At 60.8% G+C, this 18,192-nt stretch carries 11 protein-coding genes and 2 pseudogenes; 8 read left to right on the forward strand and 5 right to left on the reverse strand.

The features are described from left to right. Positions 1-41 precede the first annotated feature (41 nt). Both mvk and mvaD read left to right on the forward strand, forming a co-directional pair. Positions 42-1,073 carry a mevalonate kinase gene (gene mvk, locus LKG04_RS06200; RefSeq protein ID WP_291760901.1) on the forward strand — a complete coding sequence of 344 codons (1,032 nt, stop codon included), beginning with the start codon at positions 42-44 and terminating at the stop codon, positions 1,071-1,073. A gap of 1 nt (position 1,074) precedes the next feature. Then, the gene (gene mvaD / locus LKG04_RS06205; protein WP_291760898.1) at positions 1,075-2,076 is read left to right on the forward strand and encodes a diphosphomevalonate decarboxylase; all 1,002 of its coding nucleotides are present in this window, start codon (positions 1,075-1,077) and stop codon (positions 2,074-2,076) included. Between the two features lie 190 nt (positions 2,077-2,266). Here the strand turns inward: mvaD and LKG04_RS06210 are convergent, their stop codons facing one another. Continuing rightward, positions 2,267-2,548: a mycoredoxin gene (locus LKG04_RS06210; protein WP_291760895.1), complete on the reverse strand. Its 282-nt coding sequence runs from the start codon at positions 2,546-2,548 to the stop codon at positions 2,267-2,269. A 199-nt stretch (positions 2,549-2,747) separates the two neighbouring features. Here LKG04_RS06210 and LKG04_RS06215 point away from each other — a divergent pair, with 199 nt between their 5' ends. Next, positions 2,748-4,295: a C69 family dipeptidase gene (locus tag LKG04_RS06215; protein ID WP_291760893.1), complete on the forward strand. Its 1,548-nt coding sequence runs from the start codon at positions 2,748-2,750 to the stop codon at positions 4,293-4,295. A gap of 81 nt (positions 4,296-4,376) precedes the next feature. Here the strand turns inward: LKG04_RS06215 and LKG04_RS06220 are convergent, their stop codons facing one another. Then, positions 4,377-5,228, reverse strand: a complete 852-nt coding sequence (locus tag LKG04_RS06220) for an HAD family hydrolase (protein WP_291760890.1) — start codon at positions 5,226-5,228, stop codon at positions 4,377-4,379. A gap of 873 nt (positions 5,229-6,101) precedes the next feature. Then, positions 6,102-6,788, reverse strand: a pseudogene (locus LKG04_RS08810) (TetR/AcrR family transcriptional regulator); the annotation flags it as partial. Positions 6,789-7,089: 301 nt separating this feature from the next. Here LKG04_RS08810 and LKG04_RS06230 point away from each other — a divergent pair. Together LKG04_RS06230 and LKG04_RS06235 are read left to right on the forward strand one after the other, a co-directional pair. After that, positions 7,090-7,227, forward strand: a pseudogene (locus LKG04_RS06230) (aldo/keto reductase); the annotation flags it as partial. A 678-nt stretch (positions 7,228-7,905) separates the two neighbouring features. Beyond that, positions 7,906-8,742 (forward strand): HNH endonuclease family protein, encoded by an 837-nt coding sequence (locus LKG04_RS06235; RefSeq protein ID WP_291760884.1) that lies wholly within the window; start codon positions 7,906-7,908, stop codon positions 8,740-8,742. Positions 8,743-8,850: 108 nt separating this feature from the next. Here the strand turns inward: LKG04_RS06235 and LKG04_RS06240 are convergent, their stop codons facing one another. Together LKG04_RS06240 and LKG04_RS06245 are read right to left on the reverse strand one after the other, a co-directional pair. Further along, positions 8,851-10,521, reverse strand: coding sequence for an MDR family MFS transporter (locus tag LKG04_RS06240; protein ID WP_291761057.1), 1,671 nt, complete (start codon positions 10,519-10,521; stop codon positions 8,851-8,853). 398 nt (positions 10,522-10,919) lie between these two features. Next, entirely contained in the window at positions 10,920-12,581 is a 1,662-nt protein-coding gene (locus LKG04_RS06245) for a sugar transferase (protein WP_434734846.1), read from the reverse strand. Between the two features lie 530 nt (positions 12,582-13,111). Between LKG04_RS06245 and LKG04_RS06250 the strand changes: the two genes are divergently transcribed. From LKG04_RS06250 to LKG04_RS06260, 3 genes are all read left to right on the forward strand, one after another. After that, the gene (locus LKG04_RS06250) at positions 13,112-14,827 is read left to right on the forward strand and encodes a DUF4012 domain-containing protein (protein ID WP_291760878.1); all 1,716 of its coding nucleotides are present in this window, start codon (positions 13,112-13,114) and stop codon (positions 14,825-14,827) included. 4 nt (positions 14,828-14,831) lie between these two features. Next, positions 14,832-15,422: a low molecular weight phosphatase family protein gene (locus LKG04_RS06255; protein ID WP_291760877.1), complete on the forward strand. Its 591-nt coding sequence runs from the start codon at positions 14,832-14,834 to the stop codon at positions 15,420-15,422. Positions 15,423-16,351: 929 nt separating this feature from the next. Beyond that, positions 16,352-17,815: a hypothetical protein gene (locus LKG04_RS06260; protein WP_291760875.1), complete on the forward strand. Its 1,464-nt coding sequence runs from the start codon at positions 16,352-16,354 to the stop codon at positions 17,813-17,815. Positions 17,816-18,192 lie beyond the last annotated feature (377 nt).

Consider the following 18,192-nt stretch of genomic DNA (forward strand, 5'->3'; position numbering starts at 1 on the left):
TCCGTATAGGAATGAAACGAAAGAGAGCGGCAGGTCTAGTTTTGGCGATAACACAAATGCAGCGCAGGCACGGCAGCGAACCGCGCCAGGGATACGGCGAAACGTGGGCCAAAACCATTCTGATGGGCGATCATTCCGTGGTCTATGGCTACCCGGCGGTCGCAGTGCCGCTGGAGACGCTTAAAATGCATGCGTGGGCGTCTTCTACCGGCTGCGGCGGCCAGAGTAGCTTGCGTGCGCTGGGGTATTACGGGCCGCTCGAGCAGGCTCCGGTGCAGTTCGCCGGATTGCTCCGGGCCATCCAGGTCGCCAAGGATTTCGCCGGGTGCCCCGAATACAGCTTCGACATCATCACCCGTTCCGATTTTCCCGCCGGGCGCGGCTTGGGATCGTCCGCTGCAGCCTCGGGCGCCGTCATCCGTGCCGTGCTCGATGCCTGCGGCCTCGAAGCGAACGCCCAGCAGCTGGCGTCGCTGACTAATGAAGCGGAAATCGTGACCCATGGCCATCCTTCGGGCTTGGATGCCGCCACCACCAGCGGCGAGCACCCGGTGCTGTTCGTGCGCGGCGACATGCAGCGTGTGGATGTAAACCTGCCCGCATACCTGGTCATCGCCGATTCAGGCGTGGTGGGGAGCACCAAAGAAGCCGTGGAGGGCGTGCGCGGCCAGTACGAGCATGACAGGCGGCGCGTCGGGGCGATTCTCGAAAGCCTGGGCGCGCTGGCGCAGCAGTCGGCTGACGATCTCGAACAGGGCGGATTGGATTCGCTCGGCCGGCGCATGGATGCCGCCCACAGTCTGCTGGCTGCGCTGCACGTGAGCCATCCGGTTGTGGACCGCCTTGTGCAGGCAGCCCGGTCCGGCGGCGCATTGGGTGCAAAACTGACTGGCGGCGGACTGGGCGGCTGCATTATCGCGCTGGCGCCCGATGGTTTGTCCGCACGGCGCATCAGGCGTTCGCTTACTGCCGCCGGGGCCCCGGCCGTCTGGATCCACCCGCTGAATCAGCTGGATATGGAGGTCGGCGACGACGATTCCGAGGCTGCCGTCGATATGCCGTGCAGAGGCTGAGATGCCGGGTTCTTATTCGGCGACCGCGCGTGCCCACGCGAATATCGCGCTGATCAAATACTGGGGCAAGGCCGACGAATCGTTGGTGATCCCAACTACGTCGAGCCTGTCGCTCACATTGGATGGCCTGACGACGCAAACCACCGTCGAATTCCTTGCTGATGGCGATTCGGCAACGGGATCGGCGGTATTGCAGGACACGCTGAGCATCGATGGCCGGCTCCAGGGTGGCACGTCACTGCAGCGGGTGTCGAGGTTCCTGGATCTGGTCCGTGACCGTGCAGGCATCGCGCTGCCGGCTCGCGTGGCATCGCGCAACACCGTGCCGTTCGGCGCTGGATTGGCCAGTTCCGCCTCGGCCTTCGCCGCGCTCGCCGCCGCGGCTTCCCGCGCCGCCGGACTTGAACTTCCCGACCGGGAGCTGTCTCGGCTCGCGCGCCGCGGTTCCGGCTCGGCCTGCCGCTCGATCTATGGCGGTTTGGTCAAGTGGAACGCCGGCCACGATGACGGATCATCGTATGCGGAACCGGTTGAAAACCCTTTGGATCTGGCGATCATCGTCGTGCTGATCTCGGCCAGGGAGAAACCGATGTCCAGCCGTGAGGCCATGCGTCTGACGATGTGCACGTCGCCGCTGTATCCCGCATGGGTGCAGGCCAGCGACGACGATATGCGCGGCGCGCTCGCGGCCGTGTCGCAGGGCGATCTGCGCGCGCTCGGCGAAGTGGCCGAGGCAAACGCGCTGGGCATGCACGCCGCGATGATGGCCGCGCGCCCGGGTGTCATCTACTGGCTGCCGCAGACCGTTGCCGCCCTCGCCGCAGTGCGGGACATGCGGACGCATGGTTTCGACGCGTGGTCCACGATGGACGCCGGCGCCAACGTCAAAGTGCTGACGTCGGCGCCCGATGCCGAACGCGTCGCCGACGAGCTGCGCAACCGGCTTCCTGATTGCACGGTCGAGGTGCATCGCCCTGGCTCCGGCGTGCAAATGGTCGGCTAGGCAGATTCCGATCCGCCGCATGCCGCAGCCGGCGCCGCGTGCTGCACTGCCGCAGAGCATATTGGAACCCGAAAAACGGCGTGACAGGGCAGATTCGTATATCCTGCCGTGCAAAACCAGGTATCGGGCTTGTCTGTGGCAGGTTCCATGCCGCCCGAAGCTATATCTCGGCTATTTGCGGCACCGTTTCTCAGGCGGCCTGTGGCTGCTGCGGGAGCTGTCCGAGTTCTTCGAGCTTGGCCTTGAGGTCGTTGGCCGACGGCTCGACCTGGAAGGAGCCGTCGCTGAACAGCACGACCGGAATGTGCTTCTGGCCGCTGATCTCCACGGCCTTGTCCGCAGCGCCGTCCTCATGCTCGATGTCATGCCAGGCGAAGCCGACGCCGAAACGATTCAACGCGTCCTTCGCGCGGCGGCAATCCCCGCACCAATCAGCGCCGTACATCTCGATATTCGGCGTGTTGTTCGTCATGATGCTCTCCTTTGCGCTAAGGCTTTCGGAACCGAAAACAACCCGGTCCCTTTGCTCGCCCTGGCTTTGTTTTTGTTAGCAGCAATGTACCTCGCGCGCTCGCATGACATGCGCATTCAGCCGAGAGCGGCAGTCCCGGGGTTGCGCGCCCAGCTGCCTATTCTCGCATTTCGTCAGGGCTGCTCATAGAGTAGGAGGCATGCCCTGCACAACCATTCTCATTGGAAAATCGGCGACGTATGACGGCTCGACGATCATCGCGCGCGATGATGATACGGGTCATGGCAAATTCGATCCCAAGCGTTTCGTCGCTGTGAATCCCGAGGATCAGCCCCGGCAGTATCGCAGCACGCTGAGCCATGTGCGCATCGAACTGCCCGACGACCCCTGCCGCTATTCGATCGCGCCCAACGCGCTGCCCAATCGCGGCATTCTCGCCGAGGCCGGCGTCAGCGAGCGCAATGTGGCTATGACTGCGACCGAGACCTTGGCCGTCAACGAACGTGTGCTCGGCGCGGACCCGCTGGTGATGCTCAGGCCGGCGCAAGACGGCAGCGACCAGCAGCTGGTCGGTTACGAGCCGGAGCGGTCCGGCGGCATCGGCGAGGAGGATTTCATTACGCTCGTGCTGCCGTATGTGCATTCGGCGCGAGAGGCGGTGACGCGGCTCGGCGCGCTGCTGGCGCAATACGGCACGTATGAGGTCAACGGTGTCGGCATCAGCGACGTGGATGATGTCTGGTACGTCGAAACGATCGGCGGCCACCATTGGATCGCCAAACGCGTGCCCGACGACTGCTACGCCGCGATTCCCAACCAGCTCGGCATCGACGAGTTCGATCTGGACGATGCGCTGGGCGCGCGGGAAAACCACATGTGCAGCGCGGATATGCGCGAGTTCATCGCGCATAACCATCTCGACCGTAGCATGGACGAAGGCCCCGAGCATGTCAGGCGGTTGAATCCGCGCAAGCTGTTCGGCACCGCCACGCCGAAGGACCACATCTACAACACGCCGCGCGCCTGGTACATGCAGCGCACCCTCAACCCCAGCGAGGACTGGGATTCGCCGGCCGCGCCGCTCACGCCGATCTCGGAGGACATTCCGTGGTGCCGCGTGCCCGAGAACAAGGTGACGATCGAAGACATCGATTTCATCATGAGCTCGCATTACGAGGACACGCCCTACGACGTGTACGGCGTGCAAGGCACCGAGGAATCGCGTCACCGCTACCGACCGATCGGCATCAACCGCAACGGCCATCTTGCGATTCTCCAGCTGCGGCCCTATGAGCCCGAGGTCAACCGCGCCGTGATGTGGCTGGCGTTCGGCTCGAACCCCTTCACTTCGGTCGCGCCCTTCTACACCAGCGTGCGCACGACGCCGGAGTATCTGGCTTGCACGACCGGCGAAGTGACTACTGACGCCTTGTATTGGACGAACCGCATCATCGCGGCGATCGCCGACCCGCATTTCGCCAGCAATAGCGCCGACCTCGAGCATTTCCGCGAGGATATTCTGTCATATGGCCATAAGCTTGTGGCCGATACCGATGCGGCACTGAAGCACGCAGGCTCCGACGACGCCTCCGGCGTCCGCAATGACCGTGACACCCTTGCCGCCCTTGAACAGGCCAATGAGGCCATGGCCGACTATTTGCGCAAACGCACGAAAGCGCTGCTGGCCACGGTGCTGTTCACCTCGAGCAATCTGATGAACAACTCCTTCTCGTTGTCCGATCGGTGAGGCGCTGCCAAGGAGCCTGAGGGCAGTGCCGCATCCGCATTCGCCCACCGAGCTATGCCAGCCAGGCGTCTACGCCCCCGCTCAACGCAGCCAGGCTGCGCAACCTTCGAGGATGGCGTCATACATTTGCGGCAGCTTGGAAGCCTGATACGTAGGCCGATCATGCGCGCCGGACGGCTCGCTGTCGTGGATGTAGGCGACCTCGTATCCCGTGGCGAGCACCGGCTCGATGTCGTTGGTCCAGTAGTCGCCGATGCTCAGGAGGTGTCCGCTTCCGGCAGCTTCGGTAAAGTCCGCCAGATGCTGCGGCCATTGGCTTGGCTTGCCGCCGTTGGGCACTACGGTGTCGATGTCGTCGGTGACCCCGAATCGCTCGAGCGTCTCGCGCAGGCCGGTGATCGGCGAGTTCGACAGCAGAATCCGCTTGCACCCCAGCACGCCGAGCCGGCGCAGGAAATCCTTCATCCCGTCAGGCATATGAACGCTGGCCGAGCCCGCGGCAAGCTCGGCCCGGCTCGCCAGATAAGCCTCCTGCAACCGCTGCGGAGCCATGCGATCGCGGCAGAACGATGCCACGACGTCGTAGCCGTCCTGCCAACCGTGCGTCTCCCTCGTCTGCGCGGGCATGGTGCCGGCCAGATATCCGTCGAGCGCCGCTTCGGCCTCGTGACGCAGCTCCGGCTCAAGATTGGCGTAGGCATGCTCGGCATATGACCAGACCGGTCCGTCTCCCAGGCACAGCGTGCCATCGAAATCGAAGACCACGGTTCCCGCGATCGTTCCCTCAGCTGGTTCGGGGCTGGCGACGGCGGGCGGGGTGGCTGGATTATGAGCACGAGTCCCGGCATGGCATGCATGATTATGGTTGTCAAATTGTTCAGGGGATTGCGGGGTGGTATCGGATTGCGCACCGGACTGTTCTGCTAACGTCATAGCTCTATTACAGCACACGGCCGTATGCAGGCTTTGTGTGTCAGGCAAGACGCGGACGGATCCCAACCGCGATGCGCCGGCCGTCGTCCGACCGAACCTGCCTGCGCGGGCGATGACGCCGAATTGGTGTTTGTGGCCTGATACTTGAGAAACCGCTTACGATATCGCGCAGAGCGGCGACATGTACAACGCCTGCGGCGCCACTTGGGATCCACGCATGCACGTTGGTGGAATCGGTGCCCAGTCCAGTGCCCTCACGAGCATTCGGCGGCAACGCATTGTGGCCGGCAGTCCCGCCATATGGCGGATCGCTGAATGGCGGGACCGCGGAGCCGGGGAAAGGAGCCCGATATTGCGTGCCGTCGCCCACGGCGTCGAATGGAATGCCAGCAATAGGAGCCTGGGCGGCAGCCTGACCTTCGTGCGCGCCATCGCCGGCATGCCCGGCGACCCCTGAGGCCGGCTGCTGCCCTCGGGAACCGTCATGTAATGCCCTATGGAAGACGCCTTGTTCTTCAGCAGCGCGATGACCGTCGGAACGGCGTCGGTTCCTCAGGCGGCTTCGCCGGGTTCCGGAGCCGGTTCGGTTGCAGGGGTCGGCGCTTCAGACGCGCCGGATGCGTCATGTTCATCAGTGGAAGAGGAAGTGGAAGGGGAAGTGGAAGGGGAGGTTGCCGAACCAGGCTCGGGCGCGGCAGCGGATCCGGTCTTGCGGCGGCGTGCGGCTGCGCCTGGATCGCGATGGGGCTGGGGACCCGTTTCCTCGGCAGCTTGGGATGGCGAATCATGCTCAGCTTCGCCCGGAGCCGCGCTCGAAGCGTTATCTGCATCCTTGCCATTGCCTTTTCCCTTGGCTTTGGTCTTGGACTGCGCTGCTGATGCGCGCTGAGCTTCCCTCGCCTCTTTCTCTATGCGCCGCTGCAACGCTTTTTTCGCCTTATCGCTTTCGAAGCGAAGCTCGGGCTTGGCTTCGAGCCGGGAAAGCCCGTACCATGCCAGATTCACGATATGCGCGGCGAGCTGCTCCTTGCCGACTTTGCGCCGATCGGTCCAATATTGCCCGGTGAACACGGTCATGCCCACGAGCATCTGCGCATAATACGGCACGCCTTTGGTCGGTAGATGCTGTTTTTTGAATGATTCGGTGAGTATTTCCTCCACGCGCAGGCTCACGTCGCCGAGCAGGGAATTGAACGACCCGGCCGGATCCGTGGTAGGGGAGTCTCGCACCAGCACCTGAAATCCCTGTGTGTTCCCTTCGATATACGTCAGCAGGGCCAGCGCCGTGCGTTCCACGAGCTGGCGCGGATGCGCCTCGGGATCGTCCAGCGCGCGGGCGAGCGCATCATTGAGCGCCTGCATCTCTCGATCCACCACGACCGCGTACAGCCCTTCCTTGCCGCCGAAGTGCTCGTAGACGATCGGCTTGCTCACTTTCGCGCTCGCCGCGATCTCCTCGACGCTCACCGCTTCGAAGCCTTTGGCTGCGAACAGCGAACGCCCGATGGCGAGAAGTTGTTCGCGCCGCTGGTACGACGTCATTCTGGAAGCATTGGCCATGCCTCCAGTCTCCCACGACCGGCGAAGATTGGTGCGAACCTGCTATTTTCGCGTTGAGCCGACGAGCTGGCGATAGAGCGTCGCCATGTTGTGCCGTATGGTCGTTATCGTAGTGGGCGAAGGCTCGTAGCGGAAGGGAAGGGATGATATGAACGCATCTGCACGCAACGCATCCAATGCGGCGAACGCCGACGATACTGGCGACCTAGCCAAGACGGACAACATCGGTGGCGCCAGCGGCGTATCCAACACGGCCGTCTCAGAAGGTGTCGGAGGTGTCGGCGGCGCGGCCGGCACGAGCGTGTCGGTTCCCGGTATCGCGCTTGCGGACGGCAATGCCATACCGCAGATCGGACTTGGCGTGCTGCGCGTAGACGACGAGCAGACCGCTCCGGTCGTCGAATCCGCGCTCGCAGCCGGATACCGTCATATCGATGGTCCGACCCGCGCCGGCCACGACCCGCGCACCTTCTCCTACTCGTGAGTGTTCTGCTGTCCGAGCAGCGGCCCCCGGTCGGACAGCTGCCAGAACGCGCGCATTTCGGGCGCAGCAGAGCACCGATTTGCTTCGCTACAACTTCGGCCATGCCGCTTCCGTCTATCTGAAAGCGCGTTCCAAGCTCTGCAGCTGGCCACTCGCGCCCAATCTGTCCAAGACCGGTCCATCTGAAGCTCTTGGCTTCCGATGATCCATCTGTCGCACCGCCCCCATTTTCATTGGCCTGCCACTTGCCCGGCCAATGTGTTTTTAACCAATCGCGGCTGCAAATCGTTGGAATTTCGCCAAAATCTCTTTTGACATCAACTATTTCGCAACCGCAGCCGCTATGGTCATCAGCGTTTATTAAGCACTTTTTTCGCCTATTAAGCACTTCGCAAAGTAGACGCTGATATCGGCATTCGCCACAATGTTGGAATGAAGCCATTTTGGCAGTGAGCCATTGACGGATGCGATCTATGAAACCGTGCAAAACACCAGCAAAGTGCTTAATACATTCGCAAAAGCTCTGCGGACTGTCGGTTTTCTGTGCTGAAGGGCTTCCAACGAGCCTCCGAAGCAGTCCTCAAACATTTTTTCGGTCTTCTTCGGGCGGCCTCCGGCTATCATGACGAGATTATGACGCAGCATCCGCAACAACCTGACGACGCCGACCGGGTCGGCGGCTCACCTCGTACGCGCAACCAGAGCGGCGGCAATGATGGCTTCAACAACCGCCCGCCCGGCGCCCATTTCTCCAGGCGACGCTTCGATGCGAGCAGCCCGTTGGAACGGCTGCTGATTCTGCTGGTGCTGGCGGCAGTCGTCGGCGTCACTATCGGCATCGTGCTGCCGAAGATCAGCGAGCCAGTCGGCCAGCTCACCGGCGAATACGCGGCCAACGGCCCGGCCGCGGACGCCCTGAATGCCCTGAGCGTGAACGACAGCCCGAAGTCGGGCGGTTATCAGCGCGATTCCTTCGGCTATAATCAGACCGATACGGACGGCAACGGCTGCGATGTGCGCGAAGACGTGCTGACCCGTGATATGACCGACGTAAAGTACGCCTACGCAGGCGGTTGCAAGGTGAAGTCCGGTGTGTTGCATGACCCGTACACCGGCAAAACCATCCACTTCGTGCGCGGCGTGAAAACTAGTTCCGCCGTGCAGATCGATCACGTCGTCGCGCTCGACAATGCATGGCAGTCGGGCGCCAGCGCGTGGGACACGGCGAAACGCTACCGTTTCGGCAACGATATGCTCAATCTGCTCGCCGTCGACGGCCCGGCCAATCAGGAGAAGGGCTCGGCCTCGGCCGCCTACTGGCTGCCGACCAACAGCGCGTACCGTTGCCAATACGTGGCCCGGCAGATAGGCGTCAAAACGAAATACGGCCTGACCATCACCACCCAGGAAAAGCGCTCGATGCAGTCCGTCCTGCACGTCTGCCCCGCCCAAGAGCTTCCGCAGCAGTAAGAGTCTGAACGCAGGTGAGGTTTTTCGGCCTTGTTTGTGCCATAATCCGAGGACTGCCTTCCGCAGCAGTCGCCCGTCAATCCAGCCTTGGCGCCAAGCCCTGTCTCGTCACTCGATCCGATCCGGCCACTCGCCAGAGCCAGACTTGGCACCCGACCTGGATCCGCCGTGCGACGCGCGCGCGGCAGCCCGCTCTTCCATCTCCGTGTGCATGCGGTGCAGGGCGCGATGGGCGACGTCGCGCGCGGATCCGGCGCCATCGCCCTTGACGCCGAAAAGTACGGTGAACACCATGACCAGAACAATGGCGGAGCTGATGTGCAGAGCTGTCTGCACGCCAAAGATGTTCGCGGCGACCGCATGCGACGCCCCGCCGCCGAGCGCGCGCTGGCGCAGAGCGGTGAAGGTCTCCATGAGGATCACAAGCACGGGCGCGCCGATGGCGCCGCCAAGCTGACGGGCGGTGTTGGTCACGGCCGAACCAGCCGACACTTCGCGCGGCTTCAGGCAGTTGAGCGACCAGGTGGTGATGGGCATGAGCACGAATCCCATGCCGATCTGGCGGATGAACTGGCAGATCGATACCCACCAGATCCATGTATGCGGGCCGATCAGGCTCATCATGAGGGTGCCTGCGAACAGCAGGATCGAGCCGGTCAGCGCGACCGGGCGCACGCCGAATCGGTCGAGCGCGCGTCCGCCTGCGAACTGGGAGATGCATTGGCCTATTGCGCCGGGCAGCATGATCAGGCCGCTCATGGTGGCCGAGTAGCCGCGGTCGTTCTGGATGTAGAGCGGGATGATCACCAGAATGGAGCTGAATGCGAAGAAGCTGAGCGTGGCGGTAAGCGTGCCGACCGCGAAGCTGCGGTTGCGCAGCACGGTCAGGTCAAGCAGCGGCGGCTGCACGTCCGCATTCTTGAGTTTTTGCACGGTGCTCTCGTCTGCGCCCGCCTTGCGCGCGGCGAATACGCGATCGGAGAATTGCCTGAAGCGTTTCGCGCCTTTGAGCTGGCGCAGCACGAACCAGATGATGCCAACGAATCCGACGAGCATGGGCCCCCACACGGAGGGCGCGCCGAACCCGTAGGCCTCGCTGTTGGTGAAGCCGTACATCACGCCGCCGAAGCCAAGCACCGATAGGGCGACCGAGAAGAAATCGGCCTTGACGTCGGCGTCATTGTCGACGAAGTTGCGCAAACCGAAAATCGCCATGAGCAGCGCGATCAGGCCGATGACCGTGAGCGTCATGAAGATGGACCTCCAGCCGCTCGCGTCGGTCTGCCAGCCGCCGATGGTCGGGCCGATGGCGGGTGAGACGCTCATCGCCATGCCGACCGTGCCCATGGCCACGCCGCGGCGTTCCATCGGGTAGATCGAGAACACGGTGATCTGCAGCACCGGCCACATCACGCCGGAGCCGATGGCTTCCAAGGTGCGGCCGGCGAGCACAAGCACGAATGAGGGCCCGAGCCAGGCGAGCACGGAGCCGACTGTGAACACGACCATCGAGGCGATGACGATCTGTCGGGTCGAGAAGCGGCGAGTCAGGAACGCGGTCAGCGGCACCATCACGCCCATCACGAGCGACATGATCGAGCTGAGCCATTGGCCGGTGGTGACGTTGATGTTGAATTCTTTGACGATGGTCGGCAGGGCGGCGCTGAGCTGCAGCTGCGTGAAATTGCCGACGAAGGTGATGAAGGTCAGAATGGCGATCGAGATGAATGCCGGGCGGCTCAGATGGCCGTTTACGTAGGATTCTTCCTTGGGCAGCACCCTGGACAGGCTGTCGCGTTTTGTTGCGGGATGAGCGCGCTTCGTATCTCCTGTGCCAGTCGGGCCATGCCCGATTCCGCGTCCGCGCCCACTCATGCGTCACCAACTTCTTCCTGTTTGTGCCTCCGCTGTCTCCGTGCGTCGTTGCGCCCTGACCGCAAGACTTCGAAAGTATATATCATAACATCCTTGTGGGTCGAGGATATTTCACCATATGCATGACGTGGCCCTTGAAGACCATGGCCACGATCTGCCGGACCGTGGTGTGGACTGCTTCGCTCGCGTTTGGTGAACGGTAGATCACATCGTGGATGAGTAGCGTCGGCCCTATGGGATGCACCGTTACGCAGTGCATCCCATCTGTGTTAGACCGCCATGCCCTGGGATCCGGCTTGAACTCAGTATGAGCCGGTGCCCCGAACCACTGCGCTCACGGTCTTGAACAGGATCGCGAGATCGCCGGTCAGCGACCAGCTCTGGATGTAGGAGACGTCGAGCTGCTCGGCCTCGCTCTGGCTCAGGTTGCTGCGGCCCGAGATCTGCCATGGTCCCGTGATGCCGGGTTTGACGAGCAGGCGCGTGGAGTAGAGGGATTCGTACTGATCGACCTCGTATTGCTGTTGGGGCCGAGGCCCGACCATGCTCATATCGCCCTTGAACACATTGAAGAATTGCGGGAACTCGTCCAGTGACGTCTTGCGGATGAATTTGCCGAATTCGGTGACGCGCGGATCATTCTTGGCCTTGAACAGTACGCCGTGCTCGGAGCCTAGCTGCTCGGCGAGGGCCTCATCCTGCTTGTCGGCGTTCACGGTCATCGAGCGGAACTTGTACAGGGTGAATGGCTTGCCGTACAGTCCGATGCGTTCCTGCTTGTAGATGGCCGGTCCGCCGTCCTGCGAGCGTACCCGGATCGCGACATAGGCCATGATCGGCGAGGTCAGGATGATGGCGATCGAGGAACAGATGATGTCGAAAATGCGCTTGCAGATCCTGATGAAGATCGAGTATTGGGGCAATCGTGCGGTGAAGACCGGTGTGACCGGGTCGGTGCGCAAATGCAGCGAGGCGCCGTCCATGTCGGCGACGACCGCGCTGAACGCCAGTTCGATGCCCATGGATTCCACGGCGAGCGAGAGCGTGCGCATGGTTTCCGAATAGCGTTCAATCACATCGGTGACCAGCACGGTCTGCGCCTTGAGGAAGTGCGCGGTCTGGGGCAGGTGGGAGTTCATTGGCAGCACGCGCAGGCCGGCCTCGAATTCATCGGCGGGTTCGAAAGGAACGGAAATAAGGTGCTGCGGACCGTCCGCGTCAGCGGTGTTCGAGGCAGAGGCGACCGGGCACACGGCTATCGGCGCGTAACCCAGGCCGCGATGCTCGCGCAGCAGCCTGACGCGTTCATGGATGCCTTGCGGCGACCCGACGAGAATTGTGGGGTAGTTGTATTCGCCTTTGTTGCGATTGCGATGCAAAGCTCTGCGCATCAGCCACCGCTCGATGATCGTGAATATGCCGGACAACACGGGCACGAAGAAGGTCAGCGAGCGGGGGACATCCATTTTGAAGAAATAGCTGACCGTAGCCAGGATGATGAAGTCGACGAAGATCGCCCGCATGATCTTGCTGTAGAGCGCGTATCCTTCGCCCATGGTATGGCGCTCATAAATATGACTCAGCGCGAGGCTGACAACCCATGTCGCGCAAACGAGAATAAGGTATTCTACGAGCCCGTCGCCCAGCACGTTATGTGTTTGCAGGTATCTGTACGAGCCGGGGAATGTGATGAGCACGAGCGTTGCGGAAATCAGCGTCATCACCATATCGAGCGCAACGAGCGTGGCATTGTAGGTGTAGCTCCATGCAGGCACGTTGTAATCAAAGGGTCGCCATCTGCGACCTTCCTTGGCCCTAGCCGGCCTGCCGTGCGATCCGGCGACAAAATAGGAGCCGTCAAAGAAGGTTGGGGGAGCATCATCCTGGTTTGTGCAGGCGGCTTGTGGCGGCTCGGGCGGATTGTTCTGTGATTGCGCCTGCGCCTCGGCTGCCGCGCCCGTCATCGTTGAAGGGCCGGATACGCGCATGCGCGTCGTTTCTTCCGGCACAGTTGAATGCGCGTATGTGGTCCCCAGATCCATGCCTTCTCCTTCACGTTTCCTGGCCATTTCCTTATAATACGCGGGGGTATTGTTTTTTTGCATATGCTTCGTCGTGGCGGGTGATGCGGTTGCAAGACACACCTTCACTGGTACGCCGATTATGGCAGGACATTTTTACGTGTGCAAAAAACTTTTCCTCGGACGCACGATGTTGTGACATACATTGCAGCGGGGCGGCTGCCATAGGGCAGTTACTATATGGAGAATGTGCAGAAAATGCGGGATTCGCGGTCACGCGCTGAGGCGTGAGGAATAATAAAGCGGATTGTGCCGCGCAACTGGTAACAACAGCGGCAGGAATGGGAGACAGCATGGCACCGAGCAGGCACGCCAGTCATGGACAGCCGCTAAAAAGGCACCATATCTGGCCGTGGGTTGTAGGCGTGATCGTCATATTGATTGTGATCCTCGCAGCCGCAGGGATAGTCGGCATGCGATTCTATTCGCAGGCGAAGCAGGTCCGAGATCACGAGCAGAAGGCGCTGCAGATGGTGGGCGCATTTTCCGATGTCACGAACGCCGACGAGATGACGCGCCTGCAGGCCCAGCTTCCCGCCATCCGGCAGGAGACCAGCGCAGCGAAGGGCATCGCGCACGGCACGCTGTGGAATTACGCGAAGAAGCTGCCGAAAGTCGGCGACGACGTGACCACGGTGCAAGGCATGACGACTGCGGTCGACAGCATCATGGGCGATGCCGTCCCGGGGTTCGTCAACGCCGTCACCGGCCTGCAATCTTCGCAGCTGACCACGGGCGACGGGCAACTCAACCTCCAGCCGATCCTGAACGCGCAGAAAAGCATTGCATCCGCTAACGTCGTGCTGCAGCAGCAGGTGGCTGATTTCAACAACTTGCCGAACCCCAGCATCAGCCAGGTCAAGGATTCCTACGACACTGCGAAAACAAGCCTGAACAGCGTGGCAAAATCCGTCGATTCCCTGTCCAAGGCCATGAACATCCTCCCTGATTTTCTCGGGTCGTCGCAGCCGAGGAACTATCTCATCATGTCGATGACGACCTCCGAAGCGCGCTCTGCCGGAGGGCTGATTGGTTCGGTCGGTATGATGACGACGAATAATGGCAAGATATCGATCGGCGATTTCCTTCCGAATCAGGTGTATATCCCCTATGGCGCGGGTGCCCCCACCAATGACGAGTACCGCGTCTTCCACGGCTGGGGTCCGTTGCACATGTCGTTCGACGTGCGCGATCTGGCGGTGTATCCGGATGCGTCTCGATCCGCCGAGGGAATCCGGGCGATCTGGCAGCGCACATCGTGGGGCAAAAAACAGAACGTTGATGGCGTGCTGTTGCTCGATCCGGTGTTCCTACAGGAGCTGATCGGCATCAACGGCGACGTCAAGCTGAGCGACGGCAGAGTACTCACCGGCAAGAACACGGCCGAATTCCTGCTCAACACCGTATATAAGGAATATCCGGTTGCGCAGCAGGACTTGTATTTCCAGCAGGTGGCAACGCAGAGCATCGGCAACATGTTCTCGAATATGAACGTGAAGAAGCTGGCGCAGACTGCGGATATCATGGGCACGATGGCGGCCGGGCGGCATTTCTCGATGTACTCGTTCGACAAGAACGTCGAGAAGACCATCAGCGACGCGGGCTTCACCGCGCAAACGCCGAGCAGCGAGGAGCATCCGGCCGTGGGCGTGTATGTCACCGAGCAGCACGGCTCGAAGCTGGACTGGTACATCCACCGCACGTCGAATATCACCAGATCATCTTGCAACGCGAACGGCTCGCAGACATACACCGTGCGGTACACGCTTGAAAACACGCTCAACAGCGGCGACATCGCGGGCTTGCCTGAGTATATCGTCGGCCACGAGCAAGACGGCATGGCTCCTGGCACCGCAATGGAGAAGACCCTCCTGTACGCTCCGGCCGGTGGAAGCCTGTCTAACCTGAATATCAGCGGCAGCGTTTCGGGTCAGCGCAAGGAAACCATCAACGGCAAGTCGGTGCAGGCGTTCAATCTGTTGCTGAAGCCCGGGCAGAAGGCCACTCTTACGTTTGACGTAACGACATCAAGCAAGTCGGTTTCCGACCTGACGGTGGACCAGACCCCTATGGGCTGGGCCGACACGGGCGTCACGGTCAATACGAACGCCTGCGCGATAGGGAAGTGATCTCATGCATATCATGTTCGTTTGCACCGGCAATATCTGCCGCTCCCCGATGGGGGAGCTGCTGTTGACCCGATACTTGCGCGGTACCAGCATACGGGTGTCGAGCGCGGGGACAAAGGGCCTGACGACGCACCAGATTGACCCGTCGGCCCGGCGGATCATGGACAGCATCGGCATCGATTCCAGCGGTTTCCGGTCCCGCAGGCTCACCCGCTCCATGGTGCAGTCCGCCGACCTGATCCTGTGCTTCGAGCAAAGCCAGCGCAAAAGCATCGTCACCTTGGTACCCACCGCCGTGCGCTATACCTTTCTGCTCGGCGACTTCGCTAACATGTGCGAATACTGCGCCCAGCGCGGCCTCATCAGCGGCACGACAGTTCAGCAACGTCTGCAATCCGTCATCGCCCAGTCGGCCATGGTGCATCCTCTGCTCCCCGACTCACAGGATATCGAAGACCCGCACGGCCAGGAATTCGAAAAATTCCACGACGCCGCCGACGCTACGAACACCGAGATCCGCCGGATTCTGACGAGCATGCGCAAGCATTATCAGGTGGAGCATTCGCCGGAGCATGTTCTGATTACAGAACGATAGGGTATGCATTTGGTGTGAGCCCAATTCATGTGTGTTCTGTTGGCAACGGTGAATATAAGGAAGGTCTGCTTGGATTTTGTCGATAAACGCAATAGAGCATGACGATGTGCCTAGCTTTTATCTCACACTATATCGGTCGTACTGCTTGAGGTTGGGTTCCTAGGTAAAGAAAACTGCGGTGGAATGGCGAATGCGCTTACGAAATGTGTGGGAGCTACCGACAGTATTGAATGTCTCTGCCTGACGACCGCTCACTGGACCTCGCCGGCATGAAGCATGCATGATGGGAATTTGCGTTCAAAGTATTTGCTTCCTTTCTGCCGGTGATTGGACGGATGGCGGAGAAAGCACAAGGCAAACCGCTGGGAATTATAGACAGGGTAACGTCACATCATCCAGAAATCCGACATTATGCTGAATGCCCTGACAGGTCGGGACGCCATAGTGGTGGGGGACGCATCGCTTGCCGCGAATGATTCCACCAGCGACGGTTTTAACTCCCCTGGCAGTTTTAACGAATCGGTAGTTGCCGATGTCGGATGAGTTCAAGAACTCTTCTTGAAGAATGTCTCTGAGAGTGCTGGGAAAGTTGCTGACGGTGATAGTCGTCGAAATGGACGCTGTAAGGGCTCCTGTTCGGTGTTGTTTCAGTGGAATATGGGACGATATCGTGCGTTGACGCGGATGCTCCAGTTAGCCGAGCCGCCTTGCAACGGGTGGAGCGTATTGGCGCAGATTCTGGTATTGTGTGCCGCGTGCCGTTGTCCTTCGGCGGTGTTCTGCCCGGAGGCAAAGAGATTCGTGGAGCTGCCTCCCCACCGCCGTCCCCTATCGCAATTTCGGTATTCAACCGGGCGTATCCTGTCGAACAGCACCACTGATTGATGGCATCACTGATGAATCCCGAGAGGACGGGTATGGCGAACCGTATGAATAATCGCAATGAGCCGGCGCATCGGCGTCAACGTCAACCGAATCCCGCCGGTACCACGGATCAGTCGAATCAGCAGCTCTCGCAGCCCGACCGGCAGAGGGTGGCGCTCGATTCGACCCCGGAGCTTCCACTTGTTCCGGCTGTTGCGGCAGCTCCATCAATGCCAACAACCACGTCCCAGAAGTCTGCGATTATCTCCGAGCCGTCCGACCTGCTGTTCTATACCGCGCTTGCGCTCCTGCCGGTGGACGGCACGGTGGCGGGCATTCCGCTGCCGTATTGGACGCCGCTGTCGCCGTGGCTGTTTCTGGCTTATGCACTGGTCAATGCCCGGCTGCTCAGAACCGTTGCCAGGCGCTATCTGCCGTTCGTGCTGTTCCCGCTGCTGCTGGTGCTCGTGTCCTGCTACGGCTGGACCACCATCGGCTTCCATGGCTGGGCTGCGGCCCGCTCCATCGGCTCGGTGGTGCTGGGATTGGCGTGTCTGGCATCTCTGGAGATTGCGCTGCGCATCAAGCGGCTGCCGTGGAAACCCATGGTCACCGTGCTCGTGGCGGCTTACGGTGTCGCGTTCCTGGTCGGCATGGTGCAGTGGGCCGGCGTGCAATGGCACGTGGCCGGCATCAAACAGTTCTTCGCCAGACTCATGTACCGCAACTACACATGGCAGCGCCCGCAGTTCCTGTTCGCTGAGCCGAGCTATATCGGCATGCATCTGTTCGGCGTCCTGCTGCCGGTCTACTGGCTGACCAAAGACCGTCGTGTCGCGGTGGTGATCCCCGTGTTCGCGCTCGGCTCGCTGCTCATGGGCGCCGGCACCAGAATCGTCATCGATGTGGTCGTGGCGGGGGTGTTGTGGCTGGCGGCGTTGATCAACTTCCGGCGCCGTGGGGCCACGATTGGCGCGGTGTCCGGCATCGGAGTCGTGATGGCGGGGGGAGTAGCCGCGGTATTCCTTGATCCACGGCTCAGCAAACTGGCTAGCGACGGCCTGTTGAAAGACGACCAGTCGATGAGCGCCAGGATCTTCCACATGCTGGCTCCCGCCTGGGCATGGACACATGACCTGTGGCACACGCTGTTCGGCTGGGGCGCGGGCAACATCTCGAACGCGGTGCGCACCGGATATTGGGGTGCCCGGCGCTGGTATGACGCCCGAGGAGGGCTGGTCAACAACGAGATCCGAGGTCTGCAGAACCCGCCCGCAGACACGTTCACCATGAGTGCCTACGTCAGCTTCATCACCGAATTCGGCGTGCTCGTCATGTTGCTTCTGGTGGTGCTGGTGGTGGTGTCCCTAAGTGTGCACCATGCGTGGAACCGGACCACGGTGTGCTGGCTTATTCTGGTTGCATACCTGTATATTCAGTTTGAGGCGTATGCGTTTTATGGCTTGGCGTTGGTGGTGTGGGGTGCTTATAACTCGTATCGTGCACAGATTATGGATCGTGATGAGTAGCGCATTGCCTGAGGTGATACTGACGAGATTTACCCACTATAGGATAGCAAACTACTTATGAGTTGAGATTGACTGCTATCGATGTATACGGAACTAGTAGACTATCTCTGGTATTCAGAGACAGTTAGTACTTAGTTGTTGTATGAACATTGAAAAATATAGAGTCAAGTCAAATTCATTTATAGGCAATATTGATGCTCACAGATTTTTATTAAACGATAACGCCCGGTTTTTTGCGCAAATTTGTTGGGGCTTTTTGGAGTAGTGGAGCGTAGCCCGTCCTGTGTGTACGATTTTCAATCGCTGAAAGTGAAAACCGATTGGAAAGCAGGTGCGGGCCATGCCCAAGCACATTTTACAGGTCAACCGACCTATGC

The organism is Bifidobacterium sp., from assembly GCF_022640935.1.
Lineage (GTDB): Bacteria > Actinomycetota > Actinomycetes > Actinomycetales > Bifidobacteriaceae > Bifidobacterium.

Coding starts and splice junctions, on each gene's coding strand:
- mvaD (WP_291760898.1), top strand. CDS start 1,075: ATGCCGGGTTCTTATTCGGCGACCGCGCGTGCCCACGCGAATATCGCG.
- LKG04_RS06255 (WP_291760877.1), top strand. CDS start 14,832: ATGCATATCATGTTCGTTTGCACCGGCAATATCTGCCGCTCCCCGATG.
- LKG04_RS06235 (WP_291760884.1), top strand. CDS start 7,906: ATGACGCAGCATCCGCAACAACCTGACGACGCCGACCGGGTCGGCGGC.
- LKG04_RS06245 (WP_434734846.1), bottom strand. CDS start 12,581: ATGACGGGCGCGGCAGCCGAGGCGCAGGCGCAATCACAGAACAATCCG.
- LKG04_RS06250 (WP_291760878.1), top strand. CDS start 13,112: ATGCGATTCTATTCGCAGGCGAAGCAGGTCCGAGATCACGAGCAGAAG.
- LKG04_RS06260 (WP_291760875.1), top strand. CDS start 16,352: ATGAATAATCGCAATGAGCCGGCGCATCGGCGTCAACGTCAACCGAAT.
- LKG04_RS06210 (WP_291760895.1), bottom strand. CDS start 2,548: ATGACGAACAACACGCCGAATATCGAGATGTACGGCGCTGATTGGTGC.
- LKG04_RS06220 (WP_291760890.1), bottom strand. CDS start 5,228: ATGACGTTAGCAGAACAGTCCGGTGCGCAATCCGATACCACCCCGCAA.
- LKG04_RS06215 (WP_291760893.1), top strand. CDS start 2,748: ATGCCCTGCACAACCATTCTCATTGGAAAATCGGCGACGTATGACGGC.